A 25,163-nucleotide genomic window follows, 5' to 3' on the forward strand; every position below is an offset into this window, starting at 1 on the left:
TCAATCCACGCTGCGCGGCACGCGGGCGCCGGCCTTGCCTTCCAGCCGCTCCGGCGCGTCGCGGCCGGCCGCCGTCTCCGCGTCGATGTCGAGGGCGGGGGGCTCGCCGTCGCCGGAAAGCTCGGCCAGCGCCGATTCGAAATCCTTGGCCTCGCGGAAGTCGCGATAGACCGAGGCGAAGCGCACGTAGGCCACGTCGTCGATCTGTTTCAGGCCGGCCATCACCAGCTCGCCGATGGTGCCGGAGGGAATGTCGCCGTCGCCCATGCTTTCGAGCTGGCGCACCACGCCGGTGATCATGCGCTCCACCCGCTCGGCGTCCACCGGCCGCTTGCGCAGCGCGATCTGGACCGAGCGGGCGAGCTTGTCGCGGTCGAACGGCACCCGGCGGCCGGAACGCTTCACAATCATCAGCTCGCGCAATTGCACGCGCTCGAAGGTGGTGAAGCGCCCGCCGCAATCAGGGCAGATGCGCCGGCGGCGGATGGCGGTGTTGTCCTCGGTGGGACGGGAGTCCTTCACCTGGGTGTCCAGGCTCCCGCAATAGGGGCACCGCATCTATCGTCCGCCTCCGGCGCTCAACGCTCAGGGATAGATGGGGAAGCGCTTCAGCAGGGCCGAGACCTTCTCGCGCACCGCCGCTTCCACCAGCGAATCCTCGTCCGTCCCCTTCTGGGAGAGCACGCCCAGCACCTCGGCGATGAGGTCGCCGATCTGCTGGAACTCCGCCACGCCGAAGCCGCGGGTGGTGCCCGCCGGGGTGCCGAGGCGCACGCCCGAGGTCACGAACGGCTTCTCGGGGTCGAACGGGATACCGTTCTTGTTGCAGGTGATGTGGGCGCGGCCGAGCGCGATCTCGGAGACCTTGCCGGTGAGCTTCTTGGGCCTGAGGTCCACCAGCATCAGGTGGGTGTCGGTGCCGCCGGAGACGATGGCGAAGCCGTGGCCCTTGAGGGTCTCGGCCAGGGCCTTGGCGTTCTCCACCACGTTCCTGGCGTAAAGCTTGAACTCGGGGCGCAGCGCCTCGCCGAAGGCGACCGCCTTGGCGGCGATGACATGCATGAGCGGGCCGCCCTGGATGCCGGGGAAGATGGCCGAGTTGATCTTCTTGGCCAGATCCTCGTCATTGGTCAGGATCATGCCGCCGCGCGGGCCGCGCAGGGTCTTGTGGGTGGTGGTGGTCACCACGTGCGCGTGGGGGAACGGGCTCGGGTGCGCGCCGCCCGCGACCAGGCCCGCGAAGTGCGCCATGTCCACCATGAGGAGCGCGCCGACGCTGTCCGCGATCTCGCGCATCTTCGGGAAGTCGATGACGCGCGGGTAGGCCGAGCCGCCGGCCACGATCATCTTCGGCTTGTGCTGGTCCGCGAGGCGGGCGACCTCTTCATAGTCGATATACTGGTCTTCCTGCCGCACGGTATAGGGCACGGCCTTGAACCACTTGCCGGACATGTTCACCGGCGAGCCGTGGGTCAGGTGGCCGCCGGCCGCCAGGTTCAGGCCGAGGAAGGTGTCGCCCGGCTGCAGGGTGGCGAAGAACACGCCCTGGTTCGCCTGGCTGCCCGAGTTGGGCTGCACATTGGCGAAGGCGCAGCCGAACAGCTTCTTGGCGCGCTCGATGGCGAGGTTCTCGGCCACGTCCACGAACTGGCAGCCGCCGTAGTAGCGCTTGCCCGGATAGCCCTCGGCATACTTGTTGGTGAGGACGGAGCCCTGCGCCTCCAGCACGGCGCGCGAAACGATGTTCTCGGACGCGATCAGTTCGATCTCATCGCGCTGGCGACCCAGCTCCGCGTCCACCGCGCCGGCGATCTCGGGATCGGTCTCGGCGAGAGAGGCGGTGAAGAAGCGGTTCTTTTCCTCCAGAATGGAGGCGGGGTTCGCGTCCTGCGAGGCCATGGCAGGTCTCCGGTGATGTCGGGGTACTGTGGACCGATCGGAGGGGAGGTGTCTGACGAGAAGAGCCCCATCCGGACGGGTCCCTGCGCTTATCACACGGCATGCCTGCTGTCCAAAGACGAATGGGCCCCGGCGTGGGTCCGTGAAGGGTACTGAAGTAAGCGTCCCCAGTGCGTATCCTGGGCCGCGCGCGGGTGACGGCGGGTTTTCGCCACAGTCGATCAATTTTCCTTGCGAACGGCGCAGCGGCGCGCCGCGGGCGGGCGTCGCACCCCCTGCGGGCGTTGACCGCGCCCCGCCGGCGGGTGTCTTCTGGCACCCATCAAGCCTCCCCCGAGAGAATGCGTTTCCATGTCCGAGCTCGGCTTCGTCCACCTGCACGTCCATTCCGCTTATTCGCTGCTGGAAGGGGCGCTGACCATCGGCAAGCTGGCGGAGTTCCTGAAGGGCGACGCGCAGCCCGCCGTGGCCCTGACGGATACGGGCAACCTCTTCGGGGCGCTGGAGTTTTCCGAGAAGATGGCGGGCGCGGGCATCCAGCCCATTCCCGGCGTCTCCCTGGCGCTGGAGGTGCCGGAGCCGCCGGGGCCGCGCGGCGTCATCCGTGCGCGCAAGCCGCGAATCGTGCTGCTGGCGCAGAGGGAGGAAGGCTGGCGCAACCTCATGCGCCTCGTCTCGCGCTCCTACCTGGAGACGCCGAGCGACGAGGAGCCGCGCATTCTGCTCGACTGGCTGGCCGAATCGTCGGGCGGGCTGATCGCCCTCACCGGCGGCCCCACTGGCCCGCTGGACATGGCGCTCGCCTCCGGCCATGCGGATTTCGCCGCCGACCGGCTGGAGAAGCTGCTCGGCCTGTTTGGGGACCGGCTCTATATCGAGCTGCAGCGCCACGGCGCCGACACCGAGCGCCTCGCCGAGCCGGCGCTCGTCGATCTCGCCTACGACCGGGGCATTCCGCTGGTGGCGGCCAACGAGCCCTTCTTCGCCGCCCAGTCGGACTATGAGGCCCACGACGCGCTCATCGCCATCGCCGAAAGCAAGATCGTCGCCGACGGCGACCGCCGGCGGCTGACACCCGAGCATCGCTTCAAGACCCAGGCGGAGATGCTGGAGCTGTTCGCCGACCTGCCCGAGGCGACCGCCAACACCATCGAGATCGCCAAGCGCTGCGCCTACCGGGTGCGCACGGTGAAGCCCATCCTGCCCCGCTTCACCACCGCCGACGAGACCGAGGCGGGCATGGACGCGGAGGCAGCCGAGGCCGCCGAGCTGGAGCGGCAGGCCAGGGAGGGGCTTGCCCAGCGCCTCGCCAAGCACGGGCCCGCCGAGGGGCTCGACGTGGCCGCCTATGAGGAGCGGCTCGCCTACGAGCTCTCCATCATCAACCGCATGAAGTTCCCCGGCTACTTCCTGATCGTGTCGGACTTCATCAAGTGGGCTAAGGCCCACGGCATCCCGGTAGGGCCGGGGCGCGGCTCGGGCGCGGGCTCGCTGGTGGCCTATTCGCTCCAGATCACCGATCTCGACCCGTTGCGCTTCCACCTGCTGTTCGAGCGCTTCCTGAACCCCGAACGCGTCTCCATGCCCGACTTCGACGTGGACTTCTGCCAGGAGCGCCGCGACGAGGTGATTCATTACGTCCAGGAGCGCTATGGCCGCGCCCAGGTGGCGCAGATCATCACCTTCGGCACCCTGCAGGCGCGCGGCGTGCTGCGCGACGTGGGGCGTGTGCTGGAGATGCCCTACGGGCAGGTGGACAAGCTCTGCAAGCTGGTGCCGCAGAACCCCGCCAATCCGGTTACGCTGAAGCAGGCCATCGAGGAGGAGCCGCGCCTCCAGGCCGCGCGCGACCAGGAAGAGGTGGTGAAGCGCGCCTTCGACATCGCCGTGAAGCTGGAGGGGCTGAACCGCCACGCCTCCACCCATGCGGCGGGCATCGTGATCGGGGATCGCAAGCTGCACGAGCTGGTGCCGCTCTACCGAGACCCGAAGTCCGACATGCCGGTCACCCAATACAACATGAAGTGGGTGGAGCAGGCGGGCCTCGTGAAGTTCGACTTCCTCGGCCTCAAGACCCTGACCACCATCGACAAGGCGGTGAAGCTCGTCCACCAGCGCGGCATCGATCTCGACATCTCGAAGATCCCGCTCGACGACCCGAAGACCTACGCCATGCTGGCCAAGGGCGAGACGGTGGGCGTGTTCCAGGTTGAAAGCGCGGGCATGCGCCGCGCCCTGGTGGACATGAAGGCCGACCGCATCGAGGACATCGTGGCGCTGGTGGCGCTCTACCGGCCGGGGCCCATGGCCAACATCCCGGTCTATTGCGACTGCAAGCACGGCCGCGCCCAGCCGGACTATATCCACCCCAAGCTGGAGCCGTACCTGAAGGAGACGTTCGGCGTCATCATCTACCAGGAGCAGGTGATGCAGATCGCCCAGGCCCTTTCGGGCTATTCGCTGGGAGAAGCCGACCTGCTGCGCCGCGCCATGGGCAAGAAGATCCGCGCCGAGATGGACAAGCAGCGCACCCGCTTCGTCGACGGTGCCATGGCGGGCGGCGTGGAAAAGGCCATGGCGGACCAGATCTTCGACGTTCTGGCCAAGTTCGCGGACTACGGCTTCAACAAGTCCCACGCGGCGGCCTATGCCCTCGTCGCCTACCAGACCGCATGGCTGAAGGCGAACTATCCCAACGAATTCCTGGCCGCCTCCATGACCATGGACATGGGCAACACCGACAAGCTGGCCGAATTCCGGCAGGAGGCGCAGCGGCTGGGCATCAAGGTGGTGCCGCCCTCCGTCAACCGCTCGTTCCGGGAGTTCGCGGTGGAGAATGGCGACATCATCTACGCCATGGCCGCCATCAAGGGGGTGGGCGGCGCGGCGGTGGACGCGCTGGTCGATGCGCGCGGGAACAGGCCCTTCAAGAGCCTCGCCGATTTCGCCGCCCGGCTGCCGGTGAAGATGGTGAACAAGCGCACCCTCGAAAGCCTGATGGCCGCCGGCTGCTTCGATGCGCTGGAGCCCAACCGCGCCCGCGCCTTCGGGGCGCTCGACGCCATCGTGGCCGAGGCGCAGCGGGTGGAGGCGGACGCCCAGTCCGGCCAGAACGACATGTTCGGCTCCGGCCCGGTGGCGGCCAAGCTCCCCATCCCGGAGGCTGCCCCCTGGCTGCCGGCGGAGCGGCTGCAGAAGGAATATGACGCGGTGGGCTTCTTCCTCACCGGCCACCCGCTGGACGATTACGCCGAGGCGCTGAAGAAGATGCGGGTGCAGACCTTCGCGGACTTCTCGCGCTCGGTGCGGGCGGGCGCTGCGGCGGGAAGGCTCGCGGCCACCGTGGTGTCGAAGCAGGAGAAGAAGACCAAGTCTGGCACCCGCATGGGAATCGTCGGCCTTTCGGACCCCTCCGGCACCTATGAGGCTGTCATGTTCTCGGAGGCGCTGGCCCATTGTCGCGACCTGCTGGAACCCGGCACGCCGCTCCTGATGATGGTGGCCGCCGAGATGAACGGCGAGGACGTGCGCGTGCGCATCAATTCCTGCGAGCGCCTGGACGAGGTCGCCTCCCGTGCCCACAAGGCGCTGCGCATCTTCGTGCGCTCGCCCGATCCGCTGGACGGCATCGCCAAGCGTCTGGAGGCCGGCGTGGGGCAGGCCAAGCGCGACGGCGAGGTGAGCCTCGTGCTGCTGATGGAGGACGGCCGCGCCGAGGTGGAGGTGCGGCTCGACGGCAAGTTCGCCGTCTCGCCGCAGATCGCCGGCGCCATCAAGGCCATTCCCGGCGTGGTTGCGGTGGAGGCGGCCTGAGCGCCAGCCTCTAGGCTGCTCGTGCCGCACCTTCGCGCGAAGAAAATGCAATAGCGCAAAGGGCGAGAGCGCTTTCTTGTTTCCAAGAAGTGATGAAATGCGCTAGCCGCCGGCCGGCCGGATGGACTGGGGAAAGCGGAACAGTTCGGTCGGGTCCACCTGCGCCTTCACCTGGCGCAGCCGACCGAGGTTGGTGCCGTAATACTGCTGCGCCCAGTCCTTCAGTTCGGGATCGGGGAAGTTCTGGAAAGCCCCCTGGCCGCAATAGGGGAGCAGGGCTTCGTAATAGGCATTGAGCCAGTCGGCGACAGCCGCGACCGCGGCAGGGGATTCGTCCGCCGTCCACACATTGGCGACGGTGAGCAGCCAGCGGCTGTCGCGGTGGACGAAAGCGGTCCGCGCGGCGGCCACCTTGTTGATGGTGCCCCCGGTCTGGAACAGCTTGAACATGCCGGTGCCGTGCTGGCCCGGATAGCGGCGGGCGAAGTCGAACGCGACATCGAATGCGCCCTGTGGCAGCGGCTGCGACACGAAGCGGCAGCGCTCGCGATAATATTCGCGCTCGGAGTGCTCGGCCAGCACGTCCTGTCCCTGCCAATAGGGCAAGGTCTCTATCTGCTCCCGCGAGGGCGCCGCCGTCCGCAGCGCCGGGCCGAGCAAGTCGCGAACGTCGTCGCCGGTGCCGTACATCTGGCCCAGCAGGTCGACCATGGGGCCCCGGTCGCGGCCGGGGCGCGGCGCCAGAAGGGCGATTCGGGTACCCAGCGTGTCGGGTGCGCCATCAAGCCCACGGACGAGGGAGGCGAGCACCTCTTCCGGCCGCTCCTGCCAACGCAGGTGAAACACCGTGATATCCTGGACCGGAAAGGTCTGAAGCTCGAACGCGGTATTGATGCCGAAATTGCCGCCGGCGCCGCCACGGCACGCCCAGAACAGGTCCGGATTTTCAGTGTCGCTCAGAGTGTAGAGCGCGCTGTCGGCGCCCACCATCCGGCTCGACCGCAAGAGGTCGGCGCCGATGCCATTGCGCCGCATGTTGAAGCCGATGCCGCCGCCAAGCAGGAAGCCGGCGATGCCGACGCTGGAGCAGCGGCCATGCACCAGTGCGTGCCCCGACTCCCCCAGCGCGGTCCGGATGTCGCCATTCTTCAACCCCGCGCCCACGAACAGCCGGCCGCTCTCGCGCTCGAAGCGCAGGTCGCGCAGCCCGCCGAGATCGATGATGAGGCCCTGGGTGGTGGAATAGCCGGCGTAATTGTGCCCTCCGCCACGGGCCGCGAGCGGCACCTCATTTTCCCTGCACCAGCGAATCGCAGTCGCCACATCGGCCTCGGTGCGGCAGAGCGCGATGCCCGCGGGGCGCCGATCGGCAAACAGGAGATTGTAGGGTTTGGCGCGCTCGACAAAGCGGGGATCGTCAGGTCGCAGCAGCTGTCCGGACAGGCGGCGCTCCAGGTCGGCCCACGCGGTGGGGCTGGCCTTGGGCGCCTCCAGGGCGCGGCTGGCGCGGCCGGTAATGGCGAACAGCGCCACCCCGCCGCCCGCCGCCAGCAGCGCGCGGCGCGACAGAACACCCGCCTGGGATCTGTCCGGCCCTCCAGCCTGAACGCCCCGCTTCGTTTCGTTCCGCATGATCGCCTCGCCCCGCGCCCGATGTCCCGTGCTGGCCGTCAAGCTAGAGAGCTTCTCTCCCGCCGAAAAGGCGGAATGATTTCGACCGCGGACACGGGGCGGACGCCTGCCCCTTGCCTCTTTGCATGGGTTCGCGTATATGCGCCGCCATCCCACACGCGGACAAAAGGCCTATGGCCATCCGGTGCTCTCTTTCCCTGTCGGGATCGAGGGTACGTCCGCGGAGGTTCAACCGGAGATAAGAATGGCTCTTCCCGATTACTCGATGCGTCAGCTGCTCGAGGCTGGCGTGCATTTCGGCCATCAGGCCCACCGCTGGAACCCCAAGATGGCTCCGTACATCTTCGGCGTTCGCAACAACATTCATATTCTTGACCTGTCGCAGACCGTGCCGGCGCTGCATCGCGCGCTGCAGGCTGTGTCCGACACCGTGGCCCAGGGCGGCCGCGTGCTATTCGTCGGCACCAAGCGTCAGGCGGCTGACCAGGTGGCCGATGCCGCCCGCCGCTCGGCCCAGTATTACGTGAACCACCGCTGGCTCGGCGGCATGCTCACCAACTGGAAGACCATCTCCAACTCCATCGCCCGGCTGAAGAAGCTGGAGGAGACCCTCTCGGCTCCGGAGGCGTCCTCCGGCTACACCAAGAAGGAGCGTCTCACGCTGTCGCGCGAGAAGGAGAAGCTCGATAAGGCCCTGGGCGGCATCCGCGACATGGGCGGCCTGCCGGACCTGCTGTTCGTGATCGACACGAACAAGGAAGACATCGCCGTGAAGGAGGCCCAGCGCCTCGGCATTCCGGTGGCTGCCATCCTCGACACCAACTGCAACCCTGACGGCATCGCCTTCCCCGTGCCGGGCAATGACGACGCCGGCCGCGCCATCCAGCTCTATTGCGACCTCATCGCCCGCGCCGCCATCGACGGCATCGGCCGCAGCCAGGGCGACCTGGGCATCGACATGGGTGCCGAGGAAGTTCCGCTGCCCGAGGATCTGCCCGCCGAAGGCGTGTGGATGACCTTCGAGCCCCTCTCCGGTCCGCGCGGCGTCGCCGACGACCTGAAGAAGCTCACCGGCATCTCTCCTGAGATCGAGCAGAAGCTGAACGAGCTGGGCGTGTTCCACTTCTCGCAGATCGCCGGCCTCGACCAGATCGACGCCGACCGCATCGGCGACGAGGTGGGTCTGCCGGGCCGCGTGGACGGCTGGATCGCCCAGGCCAAGGAGCTTTCCGCCGAGGCCGAGTGATCTGCGCGAGAGCGTGATCTCGTCGCGAGGCTGAAAACGAATCAAGAGTAATTGGGGGCGCGGGGCGTCCCCGGCGGCCGGCTCGGGACAACCCTGGCCGGCCGTGGTGCGAGAAGAAGGGATTGAACATGGCTGCGATCACCGCCGGGCTCGTCAAGGAACTGCGCGAAAAGACCGGCGCAGGCATGATGGACTGCAAGTCCGCGCTCACCGAGACGAGCGGCGACGTCGAGGCCGCCGTGGACTGGCTCCGCAAGAAGGGCCTCGCCAAGGCCGCCAAGAAGGCCGGCCGCGTGGCCGCCGAGGGTCTCGTCGCCGTGGAATCCTCGGGCCGCTTCGCCGCTGCCGTCGAGGTGAACGCGGAGACCGACTTCGTCGCCCGCAACACCGACTTCCAGGCCTTCGTGCGCGAGACCGCCAAGGTCGCCCTCAACACCGACGGCACCCTCGACGCCGTGGCGAACGCCAAGTTCCCCGGCTCGGACGTGAGCGTGGCCGACAAGCTCACCGCCCTCATCGCCACCATCGGCGAGAACATGACCCTGCGCCGCACCGCCAAGATCGAGGTCTCGGCCGGCGTGGTGGCGACCTATGTCCATGGTCAGGTGTCCGAGGGCCAGGGCCGCATCGGCGTGCTTGTGGCGCTGGAATCCCAGGGCGACGTGGAGAAGCTCACCACCCTCGGCCGCCAGATCGCCATGCACGTGGCGGCGCTGAACCCGCTGGCGCTCGATGCCTCCGGCATTCCGGGGGAGACCATCGCCCGCGAGAAGGCGATCCTGCTCGAGAAGCACCAGGGCAAGCCCGCCAACGTGCAGGACAAGATCGCCGAGAGCGGCATGAAGAGCTTCTTCAAGGAGAACACCCTCCTCGACCAGGCGTTCGTGCATGACGGCTCCAAGTCGGTCGCCCAGGTGCTGAAGGAGGCCGAGGGCCAGGTTGGCGCGCCGATCAGCCTCATCGCCTTCGTGCGCTTCGCCCTTGGCGAGGGCATTGAGAAGGAAGAGACCGACTTCGCGGCCGAGGTGGCCGCCGCCGCCGGCCAGTCCTGAGCGAACGGGGAAGGGGCGTCCCCATGTCGTTCGACGATTCGGATGTTCCCGAGCCCCGGCACCCCTATGCGGCACCAGGGCTTCCCTATCCCCGCATCCTGGTGAAGGTGTCGGGGGAGGCGCTGATGGGGTCGGAGCCGTTCGGCCTGCATCCGCCGACCGTCGCGGCCATCGCCCGTGATCTCGTGGCCGCGCGCGCGCTCGGCTGCGAGGTGGCGGTGGTGGTGGGCGGCGGCAACATCCTGCGCGGCGCGCGGGTGGCCGGCGAAGATCTCGACCGAGCCACGGCCGATCACATGGGCATGCTCGCCACCGTGATGAACGGCCTCGCCCTGGAGCAGGCCGTGGAGAAGGCGGGGGCACCCGCCCGCACCCTCTCGGCGGTGCCCATGCCCACGGTGTGCGAGCCCTATGCCCGCCAGCCGGCCCTGCGGCACCTGCGGCGCGGCCGCATCGTGCTGCTCACCGGCGGCACCGGGAATCCCTATTTCACCACCGACACGGGCGCGGTGCTGCGTGCCGCCGAGCTCGACTGCGACGCGGTGCTGAAGGCCACCAATGTGGACGGCGTCTACACCGCCGACCCCAAGAAGGACCCTTCCGCTACCCGCTATGAGCGGCTCACCCACGATCAGGCGCTCGCCTACGATCTGAAGGTGATGGATGCCGCGGCGTTCGCCCTCGCCCGCGAGGCGGCGCTGCCCATCATCGTCTTCTCCATCCGCGAGCCGGGAGCCATCGCCCAGGCGGCGACCGGTTCCGGCCGGGTCACCGTGGTGGCGCCCTGAGGCGGAAGACGCGGCGTTTTGGCGTCTTCGGCGAGGAGCCGTGTTCGTTCACAGTCTTCACACGCCGCGCCGGGCTTTCGTCCGGCGCGGCGTCGTGCATGGTCCGGGATGCGCGGCGCGGCCGTGGCGCTCTCGGAACCAGCGGGGTCTGGTTTTTCGTCGGTTCCATCGTCCGGTGCTTCGGCGCGCCTGGCCGCGTCGCGAGAGGGCCGTGAAGCTGGCACACAGATTTGTTCATTTCGCCGTCGCCCTCGGCGGGACGACAGGCTAAAAGGTTCGGCCGCAAGAGCCGAGACGAGACAGCACAGAGGATTGCCATGACCACCGCTTCCTTCGATCTGGCCGACATCAAGCGCCGCATGCAGGGCGCCATCGGCGTGCTCAAGGACGAGCTCGGCGGCCTGCGCACCGGCCGCGCGTCCGCCAGCCTCGTGGAGCCCATCATGGTGGAAGCCTACGGTGCGCGCATGCCGCTGAACCAGGTGGCCACCGTCTCCGTGCCCGAGGCGCGCCTGCTGCAGGTGCAGGTGTGGGACCGCGGCATGGTGAGCGCGGTGGAGAAGGCGATCCAGAACAGCAACCTCGGTCTCAACCCGAACACCGAGGGCCAAGTGCTGCGCCTGCGCATTCCGGAGCTGAACCAGGAGCGCCGCCAGGAGCTGGTGAAGGTCGCCCACAAATATGCCGAGGCCGCCCGCGTCTCCGTGCGTCATGTGCGGCGCGATGGCATGGACCAGCTCAAGAAGCTGGAAAAGGACGCCGAGATGAGCTCCGATGATCTGGAGCGGCTCTCCAAGGACGTCCAGAAGGCCACCGACGAGGCCATCGTCGAGGTGGATCAGGTGGTCGCCCACAAGGAAAAGGAAATCCTCTCGGTCTGAGCCGCGCGGGAAGGAGCCCACGCCTTTGAGCCCTGAGCAAGCCATGTCCCTGCGCGCCGCCGCGCGTGACGCCACCGGTGCCGAGGAGGTGCCGGGGGTGGTGCCCGTGCACGTGGGCATCATCATGGACGGCAACGGGCGCTGGGCCACCTCGCGCAAGCTGCCGCGCATCGAGGGGCACCGCCGGGGCGTCGAAGCCCTGCGCCGCTGCGTGCGCGCGGCCCAGGATATCGGCATCCGCTACCTCACCATTTACAGCTTCTCCCACGAGAACTGGTCGCGGCCGGTGTCCGAGGTGTCGGAACTGATGCGGCTGCTGAAGTTCTTCATCCGCCACGACCTTGCCGATCTGCATGCCCAGGACGTGCGGGTGCGGGTGATCGGCGAGCGGAGGGGCCTCTCCAAGGACATCCACGCCCTGCTCGACGAAGCGGAGGCGCTGACCCGCGCCAACCAGGGGCTCACTCTGGTGGTGGCCTTCAACTACGGCGCGCGGCAGGAGATCGCCGCCGCTGCCGCCTCCATCGCGGCCGATGCCGCCGCCGGGCGTATCAAGCCCGAGGATGTGAGCGTCGAGATGATCTCCGAGCGGCTCGAGACCGCCGGCATTCCCGATCCCGATCTCATCGTGCGCACCTCCGGGGAGCAGCGGCTCTCGAACTTCCTGCTCTGGCAGGCGGCCTATGCGGAATTTGTGTTCCTGCCCATCTACTGGCCCGATTTCGACAAGGCCGCGCTCCTGTCCGCCGTCAACGAATATGCGCGGCGCGAGCGCCGCTTCGGCGGTGTGGCGCCGTCCCCGGCGCGCTGATGCCTGCGCCTGAACCGGCCCCGCCGGCGGAAGATCCGGCGCGAAAGGCGGCCGGCGCCTCCCGCGCGAGCGATCTGAAGCTGCGCTCGGTCTCCGCCCTGGTGCTGGTGCCGGTGGTGCTGGGCGTCACGGTCCTGGGCGGCTGGCTTTTCGCCGCCATGTGGGTGCTGGCCGGGCTCGCCATCCTCTACGAGTGGTCCGCCATGGCGCGGCTCGCCCATCGCATCCCCTGGCTCGCGGTCGGCGCGCTGGTGCTGGCGGGGGCGGGTGCCCTGGTGCTGCTCGGCTATCGCCCCTACGCCTTCAGCCTCGTCTTGGGGGGAGCGGCGGTGGCGGCGCTGGCGGTGCCGCGCCAGAGCGCGTGGAGCCTCTCGGGCGTGCTGGTGGCGGGCGCGGCGGCGCTGCCCATCGTGGCGCTGCGGGGGGAGGGGGCGCTGGGCCTGCTCGCCGTGCTCTATATCTATGCGGTGGTGTGGGCCACGGACATCTTCGCCTATTTCGTCGGCCGTGCCCTGGGCGGGCCGAAGCTGTGGCCGCGCGTGTCGCCCAACAAGACGTGGTCGGGGGCCCTCGGCGGCGCGGGTGCCGGCATTCTCGCCGGGGTGGCGGTCGCGGCCGTCGGCGGCATCGGGAACCTCTGGCCGGTGGGTCTCGTCGCGCTTGCCCTCAGCGTGCTGAGCCAGGGCGGCGATCTCGCCGAATCGGCTGTGAAGCGGCGCTGCGGCGTGAAGGATGCGAGCCGGCTCATTCCCGGCCATGGCGGCATCCTCGACCGGCTCGACGGTTTCGCCGCCGCCTCGCTCGCGGCCCTGCTGCTGGCGGAGCTGCACGGCGGGCCGAGCCCCGCCGCCGCCCTCCTGATGTGGTAGGAAGGGACCCATGGAACACGGATCGGACCTCCCCCGCCAACGCCTGACGCTCCTGGGCGCCACCGGCTCCATCGGACGCAGCGTGGCCAAGGTCCTCGCCGACACGCCCGGCCGCTTCCAGGTGGAGGCGGTGGCCGGCGGGCGCGATGCCAAGGCGCTGGCGGAGGCGGCCCGCGCCCTGGGCGCTCGCTTCGCCGCCATCGCGGACCCCTCGGCCGGCCGGGCGCTGGCGGAGGCGCTCTCCGGCAGTGGCATCGACAGCGGCGCCGGCCCCTCGGCGGTGCTGGAGGCGGCGGCGCGCGAGAGCGATCTCGTGGTGAGCGCCATCGTCGGCGTGGCCGGGCTCGCGCCTTCGGTGGCGGCGCTTGGTGCCGGGCGGCGGATGGCCCTCGCCAACAAGGAATGCCTGGTCGCGGCCGGCGCCTTCTTCATGGCCGAGGCGGCCCGGCGCGGCACCGAGCTGCTGCCCATGGACAGCGAGCACAACGCCATCTTCCAGGCCCTTTCCGCGGCGCCCGCGAAGGCGGTGGAGAAGGTGACCATCACCGCCTCCGGCGGCCCCTTCCGCCTGCGCAGCCGCGAGGAGATCGCCCGCGCGGCCCCCGCGGATGCGCTGAAGCACCCCAACTGGTCCATGGGCGCCAAGATCACCATCGATTCGGCGACCTTGATGAACAAGGGCCTGGAGCTGATCGAGGCGCACCACCTGTTCGCCTTGCCGCCCGAGCGGCTCGACGCGGTGGTGCATCCCGAATCGGTGGTGCACGGGCTCGTGTCGTTCGTGGATGGCTCGGTGGTGGCGGGGCTCGCGGTGCCGGATATGTGCGTGCCCATCGCCCATTGTCTCAGCTATCCCGAGCGCTTCGAGACCACCAGCCGGCGGCTCGATCTCGTCAAGGCCGGGCGGCTCACCTTCGAGGCGCCGGACGAAGGGCGCTTCCCGGCCCTGCGCCTCGCCCGCGAGGCGATGGCGGCGGGCGGGGCGGCGCCCACGCGCCTCAACGCTGCCAACGAGGTGGCGGTCGCCGCCTTCCTCGAAGGGCGCCTTTCCTTCTACGGCCTGACCGATCTCGTGGCGGAGACGCTGGAGCGGCTGGGCGCGGCCGGGGCGCCCGGCTCCGCTGAGGAGGCGCTGGCGCTCGACGCCGAGGCGCGACGCCTCAGCGCGGGACTCTTGCCTAAGTTTGCCGCAAAGGCATCCTAAGAGCAGGAAGCGCGCAGTGTGGCTGCGCCTTCCGCAGCGTGCGAGGACGAGGAACGATGGACGCGGTTTCGGCTTTGGGGACGACACTCACCGGTTTCGGCTCATCCCTGCTGGGCTACGTCATACCATTCCTGTTCGTGCTGACGCTGGTGGTGTTCTTCCACGAGCTCGGCCACTTCTGGGTGGCGCGGCGGGCGGGGGTGCGCATTCTCACCTTCTCGCTGGGCTTTGGGCCGGAGGTCGCCGGCTTCAATGACCGGCACGGCACCCGCTGGCGCCTCTCCGCCATTCCGCTGGGCGGCTACGTGAAATTCTACGGCGATGAAGACGCCGCCTCCGTGCCGGACCAGCAGGCGCTCGCGCGCATGACGCAGGCCGAGCGCAAGGAGAGCTTCTTCTTCCAGCCGGTGCGCTGGCGCGCCGCCATCGTGGCCGCCGGCCCGATCGCCAACTTTATTTTGGCGATCGTCATCTTCTCCTTCGTCTTCATGGTGTTCGGCCGTCCGGTCTCGGCGCCGCGGGTGGATCAGGTGAGCCCGGGCAGCGCCGCCGAGGTGGCCGGCTTCAAGCCCGGCGACCTGGTGCTGGAGATCGACGGCGACAAGGTGGAGAGCTTCGCCGACATGCAGCGCATCGTCGGCATCCATGCCGGGCAGACGCTCACCTTCCGGGTGGAGCGCGGCGGCGCCGAGGTGAGCCTGAAGGCCACGCCCGAGCTGAAGGAAGTGAAGGACGGATTCGGCAACGTCCACCGCACCGGCCTCCTGGGCATCTCGCGCTCCCTGGCGGAGGGCGACGTGACCATCCACCGCTACGGCCCGGTGGAAGCGGTGGGGATGGGCGTGCAGGAAACCTGGTTCGTGGTGGCCCGCACCTTCGATTACCTCGGCGGGCTCATCGCCGGGCGGGAATCGGCGGACCAGCTCGGCGGGCCCATCCGCATCGCTCAGGTGTCCGGCCAGGTGGCGACCTTCGGAATCGGCGCGCTGCTGTCGCTGGCGGCGGTGCTGTCGGTGTCGATCGGGCTTCTTAACCTCTTTCCCATTCCGATGTTGGATGGGGGGCACCTCCTGTTCTACGCTTTTGAGGCGATGCGTGGTCGGCCTTTGAGCGCGCGCACGCAGGACATCGGGTTTCGGATCGGGCTTGCGCTGGTGCTCATGCTGATGATCTTCGCGACCTGGAACGATGTTCTGCATATCGCTGCAATGTAAGGGGTTTGTGGGGGCGCCGGGAGTCGTGGCGGGAACGCAACGGTACCGGCAAAAAGGACGGGCGGGACATCGGGCTCGGTTTGCAGCGCGGTGAAAAGCTTGTACAAGCGCCCCACAGGGTGAGAATCCGCGGCGGTCTCGTTGCGGGTTTGCGTTCGTCAAATTTTTCAGGGTTGCGCGCCACATGACTGCTCCGCTCCGGGTGTTGAGAAAGCTGGCCGCCGCAGTGGGAATCGCCGCTTGCGTGGCGGTTTCCGCGGGTGCCGGTTCCCTCGTGGTGGCAGGGCCGGCCGCGGCCCAGTCGAGTTCCATCGTGGTGGAAGGAAACCGCCGAGTGGATGCGGATACCATCCGCTCCTATTTCGGTTCCGGTCCCTACACCGCCGCCAAGATCGACGAGGCCTGGAAGGCGCTCTACGGCACCGGCCTCTTCTCTGACGTGCAGGTGACTCAGTCCGGCGGGCGCATCATCGTGCGCGTGTCCGAGAACGAGGTGATCAACAAGGTTGCCTTCGAGGGCAACAAGAAGATCAAGGACGAGGTCCTTTCCGGGGAGGTGCAGTCCAAGCCTCGCGCGCCCCTCTCCAAGTCGACCGTCCAGGCCGACACTCAGCGGATCATCGACGTCTACCATCGCTCCGGCCGCATGAATGTGCGCGTTAATCCGGTCACCATCGATCGCGGCAACGGCCGCGTGGACCTGGTGTTCGAGATCAACGAGGGCGACAAGCTCGGCGTTGCTGACATCAAGTTCGTCGGTAACAAGGCGTTCTCGGACTGGAAGCTGAAGGACGTGATCTCGACGACCACGACCAACTGGCTCTCCTTCCTGAAGTCCACCGACGTCTACGATCCGGATCGGGTGAACTCCGACCAGGAGCTGCTGCGCCGTTTCTACCTGAAGAACGGCTATGCGGACTTCCGTATCCTGTCCGCCACGGCACAGCTCGATCCCGCCGGCAAGGGCTACATCATCACCTTCACGCTGGACGAGGGCGAGCCCTACAAGTTCGGCAAGGTGGATGTGGTTTCCAACATCCATGACATCTCCGGCGATTCCCTGCGCGGCGTCGTGCGTGCCCAGGAAGGGCAGGTCTACAACGCGGAGCTCGTCGAGAAGACGGTTGAGAACCTCACCATCGAGGTGTCGAAGAAGGGCTATGCCTTCGCCCAGGTGCGGCCGCGCGGTGATCGCGACTTCGAGACGAAGAAGATCAACGTGCTCTTCGTCGTCGAGGAGGGGCCGCGCGTCTACATCGAGCGCATCGACATTCGCGGCAACACCCGCACACGTGACTGGGTGATCCGGCGCGAGTTCGATCTCGGTGAGGGTGACGCCTACAATCGCGTCCTCGTGGATCGCGCGGAACGTCGCCTGCGCAACCTCGGCTACTTCAAGACCGTGAAGATCACCAACGAGCCCGGCTCGGCGCCCGACCGCATCATTCTTGTGGTGGACGTGGAAGATCAGCCCACGGGTGAGTTCGCTGTGTCCGGCGGCTACTCCACCTCGGACGGTTTGATCGGCGAAGTCTCGCTGGGTGAGAAGAACTTCCTCGGTCGCGGCCAGTATGTGAAGGTGTCCGGTTCCTGGGGTCAGAACGCCCAGGGCGCCGAGTTCTCCTTCACTGAGCCCTACTTCCTGGGCTACCGCCTGGCCGCCGGCTTCGACCTCTACTGGAAGGAGACGCAGCCGACCAGCTACACCACCTACTCCACGAACATGGTGGGCGGTGGTCTGCGCTTCGGTCTGCCCATCACCGATGAGGTGACCCTGGCTCTGCGCTACAACCTCTACCAGCGCGAGCTCTCCATCTGCGATACCTCGAGCTATTACACCCTGGCGCTGCAGGAATACTGCCTGACCACCACCTCCTGGGCGGTGCGCGAGGCGGTGGCGCAGGGCTCCACCATCACTTCGGTGGTGGGTTACACCCTGTCGTTCAACGGTCTGGACAATAACCAGAACCCGACGCAAGGTCTCTATGCCGAGCTGAAGCAGGACATCGCGGGTCTCGGTGGCGATGTGAACTTCTTCCGTACCACCACCGACATTCGTCACTACACGCCTCTCGCTTATGGCGATGCGGTGCTCATCCTGCGCGGTCAGGCCGGTTATGTGGACTCCTGGGGCAACCAGGATCTGAATATGACCGACAACTTCTTCATGGGTCCGAATCTGGTCCGCGGCTTCGCGCCCTCCGGTATCGGTCCCCGTGACGTCGCGCCCTGCGCCGCCTCGAATGCCGGCACGCCGTCCTACGTGAATTGCCTGCAGAACAACACGACCGCCCTGGGTGGTACGGTGTACTGGGGCGTGTCTGCCGAGGTTCAGTTCCCGCTCGCCTTCCTGCCGAAGGATATCGGGGTGAAGATGGCGGTGTTCGCGGATGCCGGTTCGGTCTACGACTACAATGGTCCGACCTCCTTCCCGAACGTCTACAACTGGAACGGCACCAACTTCTATGGCAACCCGAACCTCGTGAACTGCGCGAGCACGGGCTACACGACCAAGAACTCCATCGGCAACGTCTGCGTGGCTGATGAGAATGCGGTCCGCTCCTCGATCGGTGCGTCACTGATCTGGCAGTCGCCTTTCGGTCCCCTGCGCTTCGATTATGCTTGGGCGATGTCGAAGGCCGACTACGACCAGATCCAGCAGTTCCGCTTCTCCGGCGGTACCCGCTTCTGATCCCTTTCCTCCAGACAGGCGTCGGAGGGCCATGGCGAAGGCCGCGGCTCTCCGGCGCCTGAGTGTGTTTTGGCCATGACGCAGACCACCTTCTTTCCGCTTCCGGAGCCGTTGACGCTGGAGGCTGTCGCGGAGCTGAGCGGCGCCCGTCTGGTCACTCCGTCCGGTGCCGATGATGCTCAGTTCTCGGCGCGGCTGATCCGTGGTGTCGCTACACTCGATACAGCGGGGCCGGAGGATCTAGTATTCTGCGACACGGCACAGTTCGCGGAGAAGATGGGCACAACGCGAGCCGGTGCGTGCATCACCGCCGAGCGTTTCGCGTCGTCGGCGGCGCCCGACCTGCCTTTGCTCCTGGCCCCGCGTCCGGCCGCGGCCTTTCTGGCGGTGACGCGCGCCCTGTTTCCATCGGCGCTGCGGCCGCTGCCCATATTCGGGCAGGAAGGGATTGCGCCGGGAGCACTCGTTCATCCGTCCGCGCGGCTGGAAACGGGGGTCACGGTGGATCCAGGTGCCGTGGTGGGGCCGGAGGTGGAGGTCGGCTCGGGCACGGTGATCTGCGCGGGCGCGGTGATCGGGCCGAGGGTGCGCATCGGCCGCAACAGCGCGGTCGGTCCCGCAGCCAGTGTCATTCATGCGCTAGTCGGCAACAACGTCATCATCCACGGCGGAGCACGCATCGGGACTGACGGCTTCGGCTATCAACCGAGCCCCCGGGGACACCAGAAGGTGCCCCAGCTCGGGCGGGTGGTGATCCAGGACGACGTCGAGATCGGCGCGAATACCACAATCGATCGCGGCGCGCTCTCGGATACGGTGATCGGCGAAGGCAGCAAGATCGATAACCTCGTGCAGATCGCCCACAATGTGGTGATCGGCCGGCACTGTATCGTGGTTTCGCAGACCGGTATTTCCGGCTCCACGCGGCTCGGCGATTTCGTGATGCTCGGCGGCCAGGTCGGTGTGGTGGGGCATATCACCATCGGTGACGGGGCCCAGATCGCCGCCTCCAGCAACGTGAAGGGCGACGTGCCGCCCGGTGTGCGCTGGGGCGGGTCGCCGGCGAAGCCGGTGCGGGAGTGGTTCCGCGAGGTGACGACGCTGAAGAAGCTGGCCGCGCGGCGCGCCGCTGACGACGATGGGGAAGGATGACACGCATGAGCGAGACGCTGTCGCAGGAAGCCGCGCAGGAGGAGAAGGTTCTGCAGAGCGCTGATATCCAGCGTGTGCTGTCATGCCTGCCGCATCGCTATCCGTTCCTGCTCGTGGACCGCGTGGAGCAGATCGATGGCGACCGCTCATGCGTGGGCATCAAGAATGTCACCGTCAACGAGCCCCACTTCCAGGGTCACTTCCCCGGGAATCCGGTGATGCCGGGTGTCCTCATCATCGAGGGCATGGCGCAGACGGCGGGCGTCGTCTGCGTGATGGGAAAAGACCACGCCAAGCCCGCGCTGGTCTATTTCATGACCATCGACGAGGCCAAGTTCCGCCGTCCGGTCGTGCCCGGAGACGTGCTGGAATACCATATGACGCGTATCGCGCGGCGGCGGAATATGTGGTGGTATCGAGGTGAGGCGAAGGTGCGGGGCGAGTTGGTGGCCGAGGCCAAGGTCGGCGCCATGATCGTGGAGAATTGAGCGTGCCCAGGATCGACCCCACCGCGCGTGTGGAGAACACGGCGGGTCTCGCCGAGGACGTGGTGATCGGCCCCTATTGCGTCGTTGGTCCCCATGTGGTGCTCGGGGAGGGGGTTCGCCTCCATGCCCATGTCAGCATCCAGGGCGACACCACCATCGGCGCGCGCACGGAAATCTACCCCTTTGCCTCCTTCGGCACGCCGCCGCAGTCCGTCCATTACAAGGGCGAGCGCACGCGGCTTGAGGTGGGGGCGGACTGCCTGCTCCGCGAGCATACGACCGCGAACATCGGCACGGCGGGCGGAACCGGCGTCACCCGCATCGGTGATCGCGTCATGATGATGACGGGCTCCCACGTGGGCCATGACTGCAGGGTGGGCGACAACGTCATTTTCGCGAATAACGCCGTGCTCGGCGGGCACGTGAGCGTCGGGGAGTTCACTTTCCTCGGCGGCCAGTGCGCCGTGCATCAATTCACGCGCATTGGAGCCCAGTGCATGATCTCCGGCCTCACGGGCGTACGTGAGGATGTCATTCCCTTCGCCAATGTGCTCGGGCAGGCGGGTAAGCTGGTGGGGCTCAACGTCATCGGCATGAAGCGGCGCGGCTTCACCAAGTCGCAGCTCCATGAGGCGCGAGCGGTTTACCGCGAGCTGTTTTTCGGGGAAGGCACCTTCGATGCGCGGCTGGACCGCTTGCGGGAGAAGGTGGAGACCTCGGAATTCGCGGCGCAGGTGGTGACCTTCATCGATGCCGATCGCAAGCGCGCCATTTGCCATCCCTCCCGCGGTGTGAGCGGGGAGGCTTGAGCCTTGCCCATACCGCCGTCGGCTGAAAAGAGTGACGCCGGCGGCGCTGCCGGCGGGCTGATCCGGGCGCAGGGGCCGCTCGGCATCGTGGCGGGCAGCGGCGCGTTTCCGGCTGCGGTGGCGGAGGCCGTGCGGGCCCAGGGGCGCGAGGTGGTCTTCTTCCTCATTCGTGGCTTTGCCGATCCCGCGCTCGAACGCTACGAGCACCATTGGTTCCGCCTCGGCTCGCTGGGGCTGGTGACGGCGAAGGCAAAAGCGCGAGGCATCCGGCAGGTGGTGATGGTGGGCGGCCTCACGCGTCCGCGTGTGCAGGACCTTGGCCTCGACTGGACCATGCTGCGGCTGCTGCCGCGCATCGCGCGCCTGTTCCGCGGCGGCGACAATCATCTTCTTTCAGGCGTGCTCGGCCTGGTGGCGGAGCAGGGCTTCGAGCTTTGCGGCGCGCACGAAGTGGCGCCCCGCTTGCTGCTGCCGGAAGGTGTGCTGGGCACGCGCGCGCCGAGCGCGCAGGCGCGGCAGGACATCACCCGCGGGCTCGATCTCATACGCACGCTCGGTCCTTTCGACGTGGGGCAGGGGGTCATCGTGGTGGACGGGCTCGTTGCTGCCGTGGAAGCGGCGGAGGGCACGGACCAGATGCTGGCGCGCTACGGCGAGATGCGGCGCAGCGGCCGGCTGCGCTTCCCGGCCGGGCGCGGCGTGCTGGTGAAGGCGCCGAAGCCGGGGCAGGACCGGCGCATCGATCTGCCGTCGCTCGGCCCGGCGACTGTCGCTCGCGCTGCCGAGGCGGGGCTCGCGGGCATCGCCTTCGAGGCGGGCGGTGCCATTGTGCCCGATGTCGGCGCGCTGGTTCTGGAAGCGGACCGCAGCGACCTGTTCGTGGTGGGCGTGCCGGGGGCGGGGGAGTGACGGCGCGTATCTTCATGGTGGCGGGGGAGGAGTCGGGCGATCAGCTCGGCGGTGCCCTCATGCGCACGTTGCGCGCCACGGCTGCAGGGGATGTCGCGTTTCAGGGGGTCGGTGGCGCGCGCATGGCGGCGGAAGGGCTCCAAAGCCGCTACCCCATGGAGGATCTCACCGCCATCGGCGTCAGCGCCGTGCTGGCCAAGCTGCCTACCATCCTGAGGCGGCTGCGCGAGACGGTGGAGGCGGTGCTCGCCGACCCGCCGGATGTGCTGGTGCTGATCGATGCTCCAGATTTCACCCATCGGGTTGCGGCGCGCGTGCGCGCGGGAAATCCGCGCATTCCCATCGTGAAATATGTGTCGCCCACGGTGTGGGTGTGGCGCGAGGGGCGCGCGCGCGCCATGCGGCCCCATGTGGATGCGCTTCTGGCGCTGCTGCCGTTCGAGCCGGAGGTGCACCGGCGCCTCGGTGGCCCGCCCACCTTCTATGTGGGCCACCCCCTGCTGGAGCGGCTGGACGACCTGCGGCCCGGTGCGCGGGATGATGCACGCCGGCGGGAGGCCCCTGCGCGCGTGCTGGTGCTGCCGGGCAGCCGGCGGCGGGAGATCGTGCGCCTGGGGCCCCAATTCGGCGCGGCGCTGGCGCAGGTGGCGTCGGGGTGGGAACTGGACCTGGTGCTGCCTACGCTGCCGCATCTGCGGGAGCTGGTGGAGCAGACCGTCTCGAGCTGGCCGGTGCGGCCGCGGATCATCATCGGCGAGAGCGAGAAGCACGAGGCTTTTCGCACTGCGCGGGCGGCGCTTGCCGCTTCCGGTACGGTGACGCTGGAGCTGGCGCTGTCCCACATCCCCCATGTGGCGGCCTACCGGCTCGGCTGGCTGGAGGCGCAGATCGCGCGGCGGGTGCTGAAAGGCACCACGGTCATCCTGCCCAATCTGGTGCTCGGCGAGAATGTGGTGCCCGAGTTCCTGCAGGAATTCTGCACGGTGCCCGCCCTCGTCGGGGCGCTGGGAGAGGTGATCGCGGATACGCCCGCGAGGCGCCGTCAGGAAGAGGCGTTCACGCGTCTCGACGGCATCTTCGGTATCACCGGCCCGAGCCCCAGCCACCGGGCTGCGGAGGTGGTGCTGCGCCTTGCCCGTGACGGCCGCACGGCTGCGCTGCCGGCGCCGGAATAAGCGCCTCTTTTTCCCTCTTCCCGTACCGTCACGACCCTGCCGTCCGCCTGCCGGCGGAGACCTGTGGGCGCTCCAGGCCGGCCTTGGACGAAGGGGCGTGCGGAGACGGAGGCGGGCTTCGCCATCCCTTGGTGGACGTGGGCCGGCAGGCTGTGGCCCTCATGCCAGGACCCTCGCCCTTGACTCACGGGCCTCTGGTCAAGCCCGCGCGACGTATGAGTGAAACCCGTTAGGGCCGGTCGGGCACCGGAGCCGTATCAGTGCAGCCTCTGAGCCCGAAACGACGAAGGGGCGGCGCCGTGGTGGCTCCGCCCCTTCGCAAAGAAAGTCCCCTGCAGGCGCGCCCGGCTGGGCGGCGCCCGCAGGCCAGCGCTCACTTGCGCTGGGTCATGGCGATATAGTCGCGGCGCGGGGCGCCGGTGTAGAGCTGACGCGGACGGCCGATGCGCTGGCTCGGGTCCTCGATCATCTCCTTCCACTGGCCGATCCAGCCCACGGTGCGGGCGAGAGCGAACAGGACGGTGAACATGGTGGTGGGGAAGCCCATCGCCTTGAGGGTGATGCCCGAATAGAAGTCGATGTTCGGGTAGAGCTTCTTCTCGATGAAGTACTCGTCGTGCAGGGCGATGCGCTCCAGCTCCACGGCGACGTCGAGCAGCGGATCATCCTTGATGCCCAGCTCGCCGAGGACCTCATGGCAGGTCTTCTGCATGATCTTGGCGCGCGGGTCGTAGTTCTTGTAGACCCGGTGACCGAAGCCCATGAGGCGGAAGGGATCGTTCTTGTCCTTCGCGCGGGCGACGAACTCGGGGATACGGTCCACGGAGCCGATCTCCGCGAGCATCTTGAGGGCCGCCTCGTTGGCGCCGCCGTGAGCGGGGCCCCACAGGCAGGCGATGCCGGCGGCGATGCAGGCGAAGGGATTGGCGCCGGAGGAGCCGGCGAGACGCACGGTGGAGGTGGACGCGTTCTGCTCATGATCGGCATGGAGGATGAAGATCCGGTCCATGGCACGAGCGAGAATGGGGTTCACCTTGTACTCTTCGCAGGGAACCGCGAAGCACATGTGCAGGAAGTTGGACGTATAATCCAATTCATTCTTGGGATAAACAAAGGGCTGGCCGACAGAATACTTATAGGCCATGGCCGCCAGGGTCGGGATCTTCGCGATCATGCGGATCGACGCGATCAGGCGCTGGTTCGGGTCAGAAATGTCGGTAGAGTCGTGATAGAAGGCCGACAGGGCGCCGACGCAGGCCACCATGATAGCCATGGGGTGGGCGTCGCGGCGGAAACCGTTGAAGAAACGGGTCATCTGGTCGTGAACCATCGTGTGATGGGTCACGGAACGGTCGAACTCCGCCTTCTGGGCGGCGGTCGGCAGTTCGCCGTAGAGCAGGAGATAACAGGTCTCGAGGAAGTCGCCGTTCTCGGCGAGCTGCTCGATGGGGTAGCCGCGGTAGAGCAGCACGCCCTCATCGCCATCGATATAGGTAATCTTGCTTTCGCAGGAGGCCGTCGAGGTAAAGCCGGGGTCGTAGGTGAACATCCCGGTCTGGCCGTAGAGCTTCGCGATGTCGACTACGTCAGGCCCGATAGTTCCCCCGCGGACCGGCAGATCCCAGCTCTTTTCGCCCAAGCTGAACTTGGCGGCTTTGGCCCCGGAGTTGTTGGTGGCGTCCATGGATCCCTCATCCTTTGGGCGGACTGGGCGGCTTCGCGAATGCGAACCCGCCGCAGCGCAGTCCTAAACCCTCCCCAATCCTGCCGCAAGCATGACCATGCTTCATCGGCAGGCATGGGAGCGGGATTCAGCCGCGGCAAGGTCTTCCGGGGTGTTCACGTTGAAGAACGGGTCGCCGTCCGCCGCATCCCAGCTTTCTGTTACGGCGCCAAGCGCGGCAAGGAGAAGCCCGACTTTCCGCTGCCCCGCAGCAAGAGCCTCCGCAAGGGGCGCCCGCGCGGCCTGGGGCCACAAGGCAATGACATGATGTATCTGTCCCGCCGAGGCCGCGCAGACCACCCCTGCGGTCTCGGCATACCGGTGTATGATTCGGGAGACCAGATCATGCGGGAGGAAGGGCGTGTCCGCCGCCACCGTCAGCAGGCATGCGTCGGGCGCTTCCCGCGCGAGCCATTCGAGTCCCGCCAGGACACCGGCGAGCGGGCCGGGCCGCTCGCCGACGGTGTCGGGAATCACGGGCAGGCCGAATGGGGCGTAAAGCTCCGGCGGGTCATTGGTGTTGATGGCGAGGGCGCGAACCTGTGGCGCCACGCGGGCGATGACGTGGGCGATCAGCGGCTGGCCGGCGAGGTGCACCAGCGGCTTCGGGAGGGCCGGGGAGGGCACCTGCGCGCCTGCCATGCGGCGCCCGTGGCCGCCGGCCAGGATGAGACCGAAGGGGAGGGGGGAAGCGCTCACGGGCGGCGTTTCCTTGTGCGGATCGCCGGGCGCGCCTCGATTGCATGCAAAAACGCCCGGCCGTGAAGGTCGGGCGCTTGATCGGGACGAATGGTGGAAAGCCCGGT

20 protein-coding genes are annotated in these 25,163 nt (G+C 67.8%); 15 read left to right on the forward strand and 5 right to left on the reverse strand.

Going from position 1 to position 25,163, the window contains the following annotated elements; all coding sequences use genetic code 11:
* Together nrdR and glyA are read right to left on the reverse strand one after the other, a co-directional pair.
* Complete coding sequence (gene nrdR, locus V5F75_RS10670; protein ID WP_394036100.1) at positions 1–558, reverse strand: transcriptional regulator NrdR; 558 nt, start codon at positions 556–558, stop codon at positions 1–3.
* A gap of 27 nt (positions 559–585) precedes the next feature.
* Positions 586–1,899 (reverse strand): serine hydroxymethyltransferase, encoded by a 1,314-nt coding sequence (glyA, locus tag V5F75_RS10675; protein WP_394036102.1) that lies wholly within the window; start codon positions 1,897–1,899, stop codon positions 586–588.
* 351 nt (positions 1,900–2,250) lie between these two features.
* On the opposite strand from glyA, the gene dnaE reads away from it, so the two are divergent.
* Positions 2,251–5,712: a DNA polymerase III subunit alpha gene (gene dnaE, locus V5F75_RS10680; protein WP_394036104.1), complete on the forward strand. Its 3,462-nt coding sequence runs from the start codon at positions 2,251–2,253 to the stop codon at positions 5,710–5,712.
* Between the two features lie 102 nt (positions 5,713–5,814).
* Here the strand turns inward: dnaE and V5F75_RS10685 are convergent, their stop codons facing one another.
* Positions 5,815–7,344: an FAD-binding oxidoreductase gene (locus V5F75_RS10685; protein ID WP_394036106.1), complete on the reverse strand. Its 1,530-nt coding sequence runs from the start codon at positions 7,342–7,344 to the stop codon at positions 5,815–5,817.
* 244 nt (positions 7,345–7,588) lie between these two features.
* Between V5F75_RS10685 and V5F75_RS10690 the strand changes: the two genes are divergently transcribed.
* From V5F75_RS10690 to lpxB, 14 genes are all read left to right on the forward strand, one after another.
* Positions 7,589–8,590, forward strand: coding sequence for a 30S ribosomal protein S2 (locus V5F75_RS10690; RefSeq protein WP_394036108.1), 1,002 nt, complete (start codon positions 7,589–7,591; stop codon positions 8,588–8,590).
* A gap of 128 nt (positions 8,591–8,718) precedes the next feature.
* The gene (gene tsf, locus V5F75_RS10695) at positions 8,719–9,642 is read left to right on the forward strand and encodes a translation elongation factor Ts (RefSeq protein ID WP_394036110.1); all 924 of its coding nucleotides are present in this window, start codon (positions 8,719–8,721) and stop codon (positions 9,640–9,642) included.
* Between the two features lie 23 nt (positions 9,643–9,665).
* A complete protein-coding gene (pyrH, locus tag V5F75_RS10700; RefSeq protein ID WP_394036112.1) occupies positions 9,666–10,430 on the forward strand; it encodes a UMP kinase in 765 nt (254 codons plus the stop codon).
* A gap of 317 nt (positions 10,431–10,747) precedes the next feature.
* Positions 10,748–11,311, forward strand: coding sequence for a ribosome recycling factor (gene frr, locus V5F75_RS10705; protein WP_393987244.1), 564 nt, complete (start codon positions 10,748–10,750; stop codon positions 11,309–11,311).
* 43 nt (positions 11,312–11,354) lie between these two features.
* Entirely contained in the window at positions 11,355–12,122 is a 768-nt protein-coding gene (locus tag V5F75_RS10710; RefSeq protein WP_394036222.1) for an isoprenyl transferase, read from the forward strand.
* On the forward strand, positions 12,122–12,991 hold the full coding sequence (locus tag V5F75_RS10715) for a phosphatidate cytidylyltransferase (protein ID WP_394036114.1): 870 nt from the start codon (positions 12,122–12,124) through the stop codon (positions 12,989–12,991). The genes V5F75_RS10710 and V5F75_RS10715 overlap by 1 nt, the downstream gene beginning before the upstream one ends.
* A 10-nt stretch (positions 12,992–13,001) precedes the next feature.
* Positions 13,002–14,195 (forward strand): 1-deoxy-D-xylulose-5-phosphate reductoisomerase, encoded by a 1,194-nt coding sequence (gene dxr, locus V5F75_RS10720; protein ID WP_394036116.1) that lies wholly within the window; start codon positions 13,002–13,004, stop codon positions 14,193–14,195.
* Positions 14,196–14,251: 56 nt separating this feature from the next.
* Positions 14,252–15,409 carry an RIP metalloprotease RseP gene (rseP, locus tag V5F75_RS10725; RefSeq protein WP_394036119.1) on the forward strand — a complete coding sequence of 386 codons (1,158 nt, stop codon included), beginning with the start codon at positions 14,252–14,254 and terminating at the stop codon, positions 15,407–15,409.
* Between the two features lie 184 nt (positions 15,410–15,593).
* Positions 15,594–18,101 carry an outer membrane protein assembly factor BamA gene (bamA, locus tag V5F75_RS10730; protein ID WP_394036121.1) on the forward strand — a complete coding sequence of 836 codons (2,508 nt, stop codon included), beginning with the start codon at positions 15,594–15,596 and terminating at the stop codon, positions 18,099–18,101.
* 75 nt (positions 18,102–18,176) lie between these two features.
* A complete protein-coding gene (gene lpxD, locus V5F75_RS10735) occupies positions 18,177–19,253 on the forward strand; it encodes a UDP-3-O-(3-hydroxymyristoyl)glucosamine N-acyltransferase (protein ID WP_394036123.1) in 1,077 nt (358 codons plus the stop codon).
* A gap of 5 nt (positions 19,254–19,258) precedes the next feature.
* On the forward strand, positions 19,259–19,741 hold the full coding sequence (gene fabZ, locus V5F75_RS10740) for a 3-hydroxyacyl-ACP dehydratase FabZ (RefSeq protein ID WP_394036125.1): 483 nt from the start codon (positions 19,259–19,261) through the stop codon (positions 19,739–19,741).
* Positions 19,742–19,743: 2 nt separating this feature from the next.
* Positions 19,744–20,550 carry an acyl-ACP--UDP-N-acetylglucosamine O-acyltransferase gene (gene lpxA, locus V5F75_RS10745; RefSeq protein WP_394036127.1) on the forward strand — a complete coding sequence of 269 codons (807 nt, stop codon included), beginning with the start codon at positions 19,744–19,746 and terminating at the stop codon, positions 20,548–20,550.
* A gap of 3 nt (positions 20,551–20,553) precedes the next feature.
* Positions 20,554–21,459: an LpxI family protein gene (locus V5F75_RS10750; RefSeq protein WP_394036129.1), complete on the forward strand. Its 906-nt coding sequence runs from the start codon at positions 20,554–20,556 to the stop codon at positions 21,457–21,459.
* Between the two features lie 14 nt (positions 21,460–21,473).
* A complete protein-coding gene (gene lpxB, locus V5F75_RS10755) occupies positions 21,474–22,634 on the forward strand; it encodes a lipid-A-disaccharide synthase (protein WP_394036224.1) in 1,161 nt (386 codons plus the stop codon).
* Between the two features lie 373 nt (positions 22,635–23,007).
* Here lpxB and gltA read toward each other — a convergent pair whose 3' ends face one another.
* The gene (gene gltA, locus V5F75_RS10760) at positions 23,008–24,318 is read right to left on the reverse strand and encodes a citrate synthase (protein ID WP_394036131.1); all 1,311 of its coding nucleotides are present in this window, start codon (positions 24,316–24,318) and stop codon (positions 23,008–23,010) included.
* A 102-nt stretch (positions 24,319–24,420) separates the two neighbouring features.
* Positions 24,421–24,999, reverse strand: coding sequence for a molybdenum cofactor guanylyltransferase MobA (mobA, locus tag V5F75_RS10765; RefSeq protein WP_509212056.1), 579 nt, complete (start codon positions 24,997–24,999; stop codon positions 24,421–24,423).
* Between the last annotated feature and the right edge of the window lie 164 nt (positions 25,000–25,163).

The sequence above is a fragment of the Xanthobacter albus genome, from assembly GCF_043194895.2.
In the GTDB taxonomy this organism is placed as follows: domain Bacteria; phylum Pseudomonadota; class Alphaproteobacteria; order Rhizobiales; family Xanthobacteraceae; genus Xanthobacter.

What these genes read in the sequence shown, in the direction of transcription:
- tsf (WP_394036110.1), top strand. Translation starts at nt 8,719, where the DNA reads ATGGCTGCGATCACCGCCGGGCTCGTCAAGGAACTGCGCGAAAAGACC.
- V5F75_RS10710 (WP_394036222.1), top strand. Translation starts at nt 11,355, where the DNA reads ATGTCCCTGCGCGCCGCCGCGCGTGACGCCACCGGTGCCGAGGAGGTG.
- pyrH (WP_394036112.1), top strand. Translation starts at nt 9,666, where the DNA reads ATGTCGTTCGACGATTCGGATGTTCCCGAGCCCCGGCACCCCTATGCG.
- dnaE (WP_394036104.1), top strand. Translation starts at nt 2,251, where the DNA reads ATGTCCGAGCTCGGCTTCGTCCACCTGCACGTCCATTCCGCTTATTCG.
- dxr (WP_394036116.1), top strand. Translation starts at nt 13,002, where the DNA reads ATGGAACACGGATCGGACCTCCCCCGCCAACGCCTGACGCTCCTGGGC.
- frr (WP_393987244.1), top strand. Translation starts at nt 10,748, where the DNA reads ATGACCACCGCTTCCTTCGATCTGGCCGACATCAAGCGCCGCATGCAG.
- bamA (WP_394036121.1), top strand. Translation starts at nt 15,594, where the DNA reads ATGACTGCTCCGCTCCGGGTGTTGAGAAAGCTGGCCGCCGCAGTGGGA.
- mobA (WP_509212056.1), bottom strand. Translation starts at nt 24,999, where the DNA reads ATGGCAGGCGCGCAGGTGCCCTCCCCGGCCCTCCCGAAGCCGCTGGTG.
- gltA (WP_394036131.1), bottom strand. Translation starts at nt 24,318, where the DNA reads ATGGACGCCACCAACAACTCCGGGGCCAAAGCCGCCAAGTTCAGCTTG.
- fabZ (WP_394036125.1), top strand. Translation starts at nt 19,259, where the DNA reads ATGAGCGAGACGCTGTCGCAGGAAGCCGCGCAGGAGGAGAAGGTTCTG.
- lpxB (WP_394036224.1), top strand. Translation starts at nt 21,474, where the DNA reads ATGGTGGCGGGGGAGGAGTCGGGCGATCAGCTCGGCGGTGCCCTCATG.
- V5F75_RS10690 (WP_394036108.1), top strand. Translation starts at nt 7,589, where the DNA reads ATGGCTCTTCCCGATTACTCGATGCGTCAGCTGCTCGAGGCTGGCGTG.
- lpxD (WP_394036123.1), top strand. Translation starts at nt 18,177, where the DNA reads ATGACGCAGACCACCTTCTTTCCGCTTCCGGAGCCGTTGACGCTGGAG.
- nrdR (WP_394036100.1), bottom strand. Translation starts at nt 558, where the DNA reads ATGCGGTGCCCCTATTGCGGGAGCCTGGACACCCAGGTGAAGGACTCC.
- V5F75_RS10715 (WP_394036114.1), top strand. Translation starts at nt 12,122, where the DNA reads ATGCCTGCGCCTGAACCGGCCCCGCCGGCGGAAGATCCGGCGCGAAAG.
- V5F75_RS10685 (WP_394036106.1), bottom strand. Translation starts at nt 7,344, where the DNA reads ATGCGGAACGAAACGAAGCGGGGCGTTCAGGCTGGAGGGCCGGACAGA.
- glyA (WP_394036102.1), bottom strand. Translation starts at nt 1,899, where the DNA reads ATGGCCTCGCAGGACGCGAACCCCGCCTCCATTCTGGAGGAAAAGAAC.
- rseP (WP_394036119.1), top strand. Translation starts at nt 14,252, where the DNA reads ATGGACGCGGTTTCGGCTTTGGGGACGACACTCACCGGTTTCGGCTCA.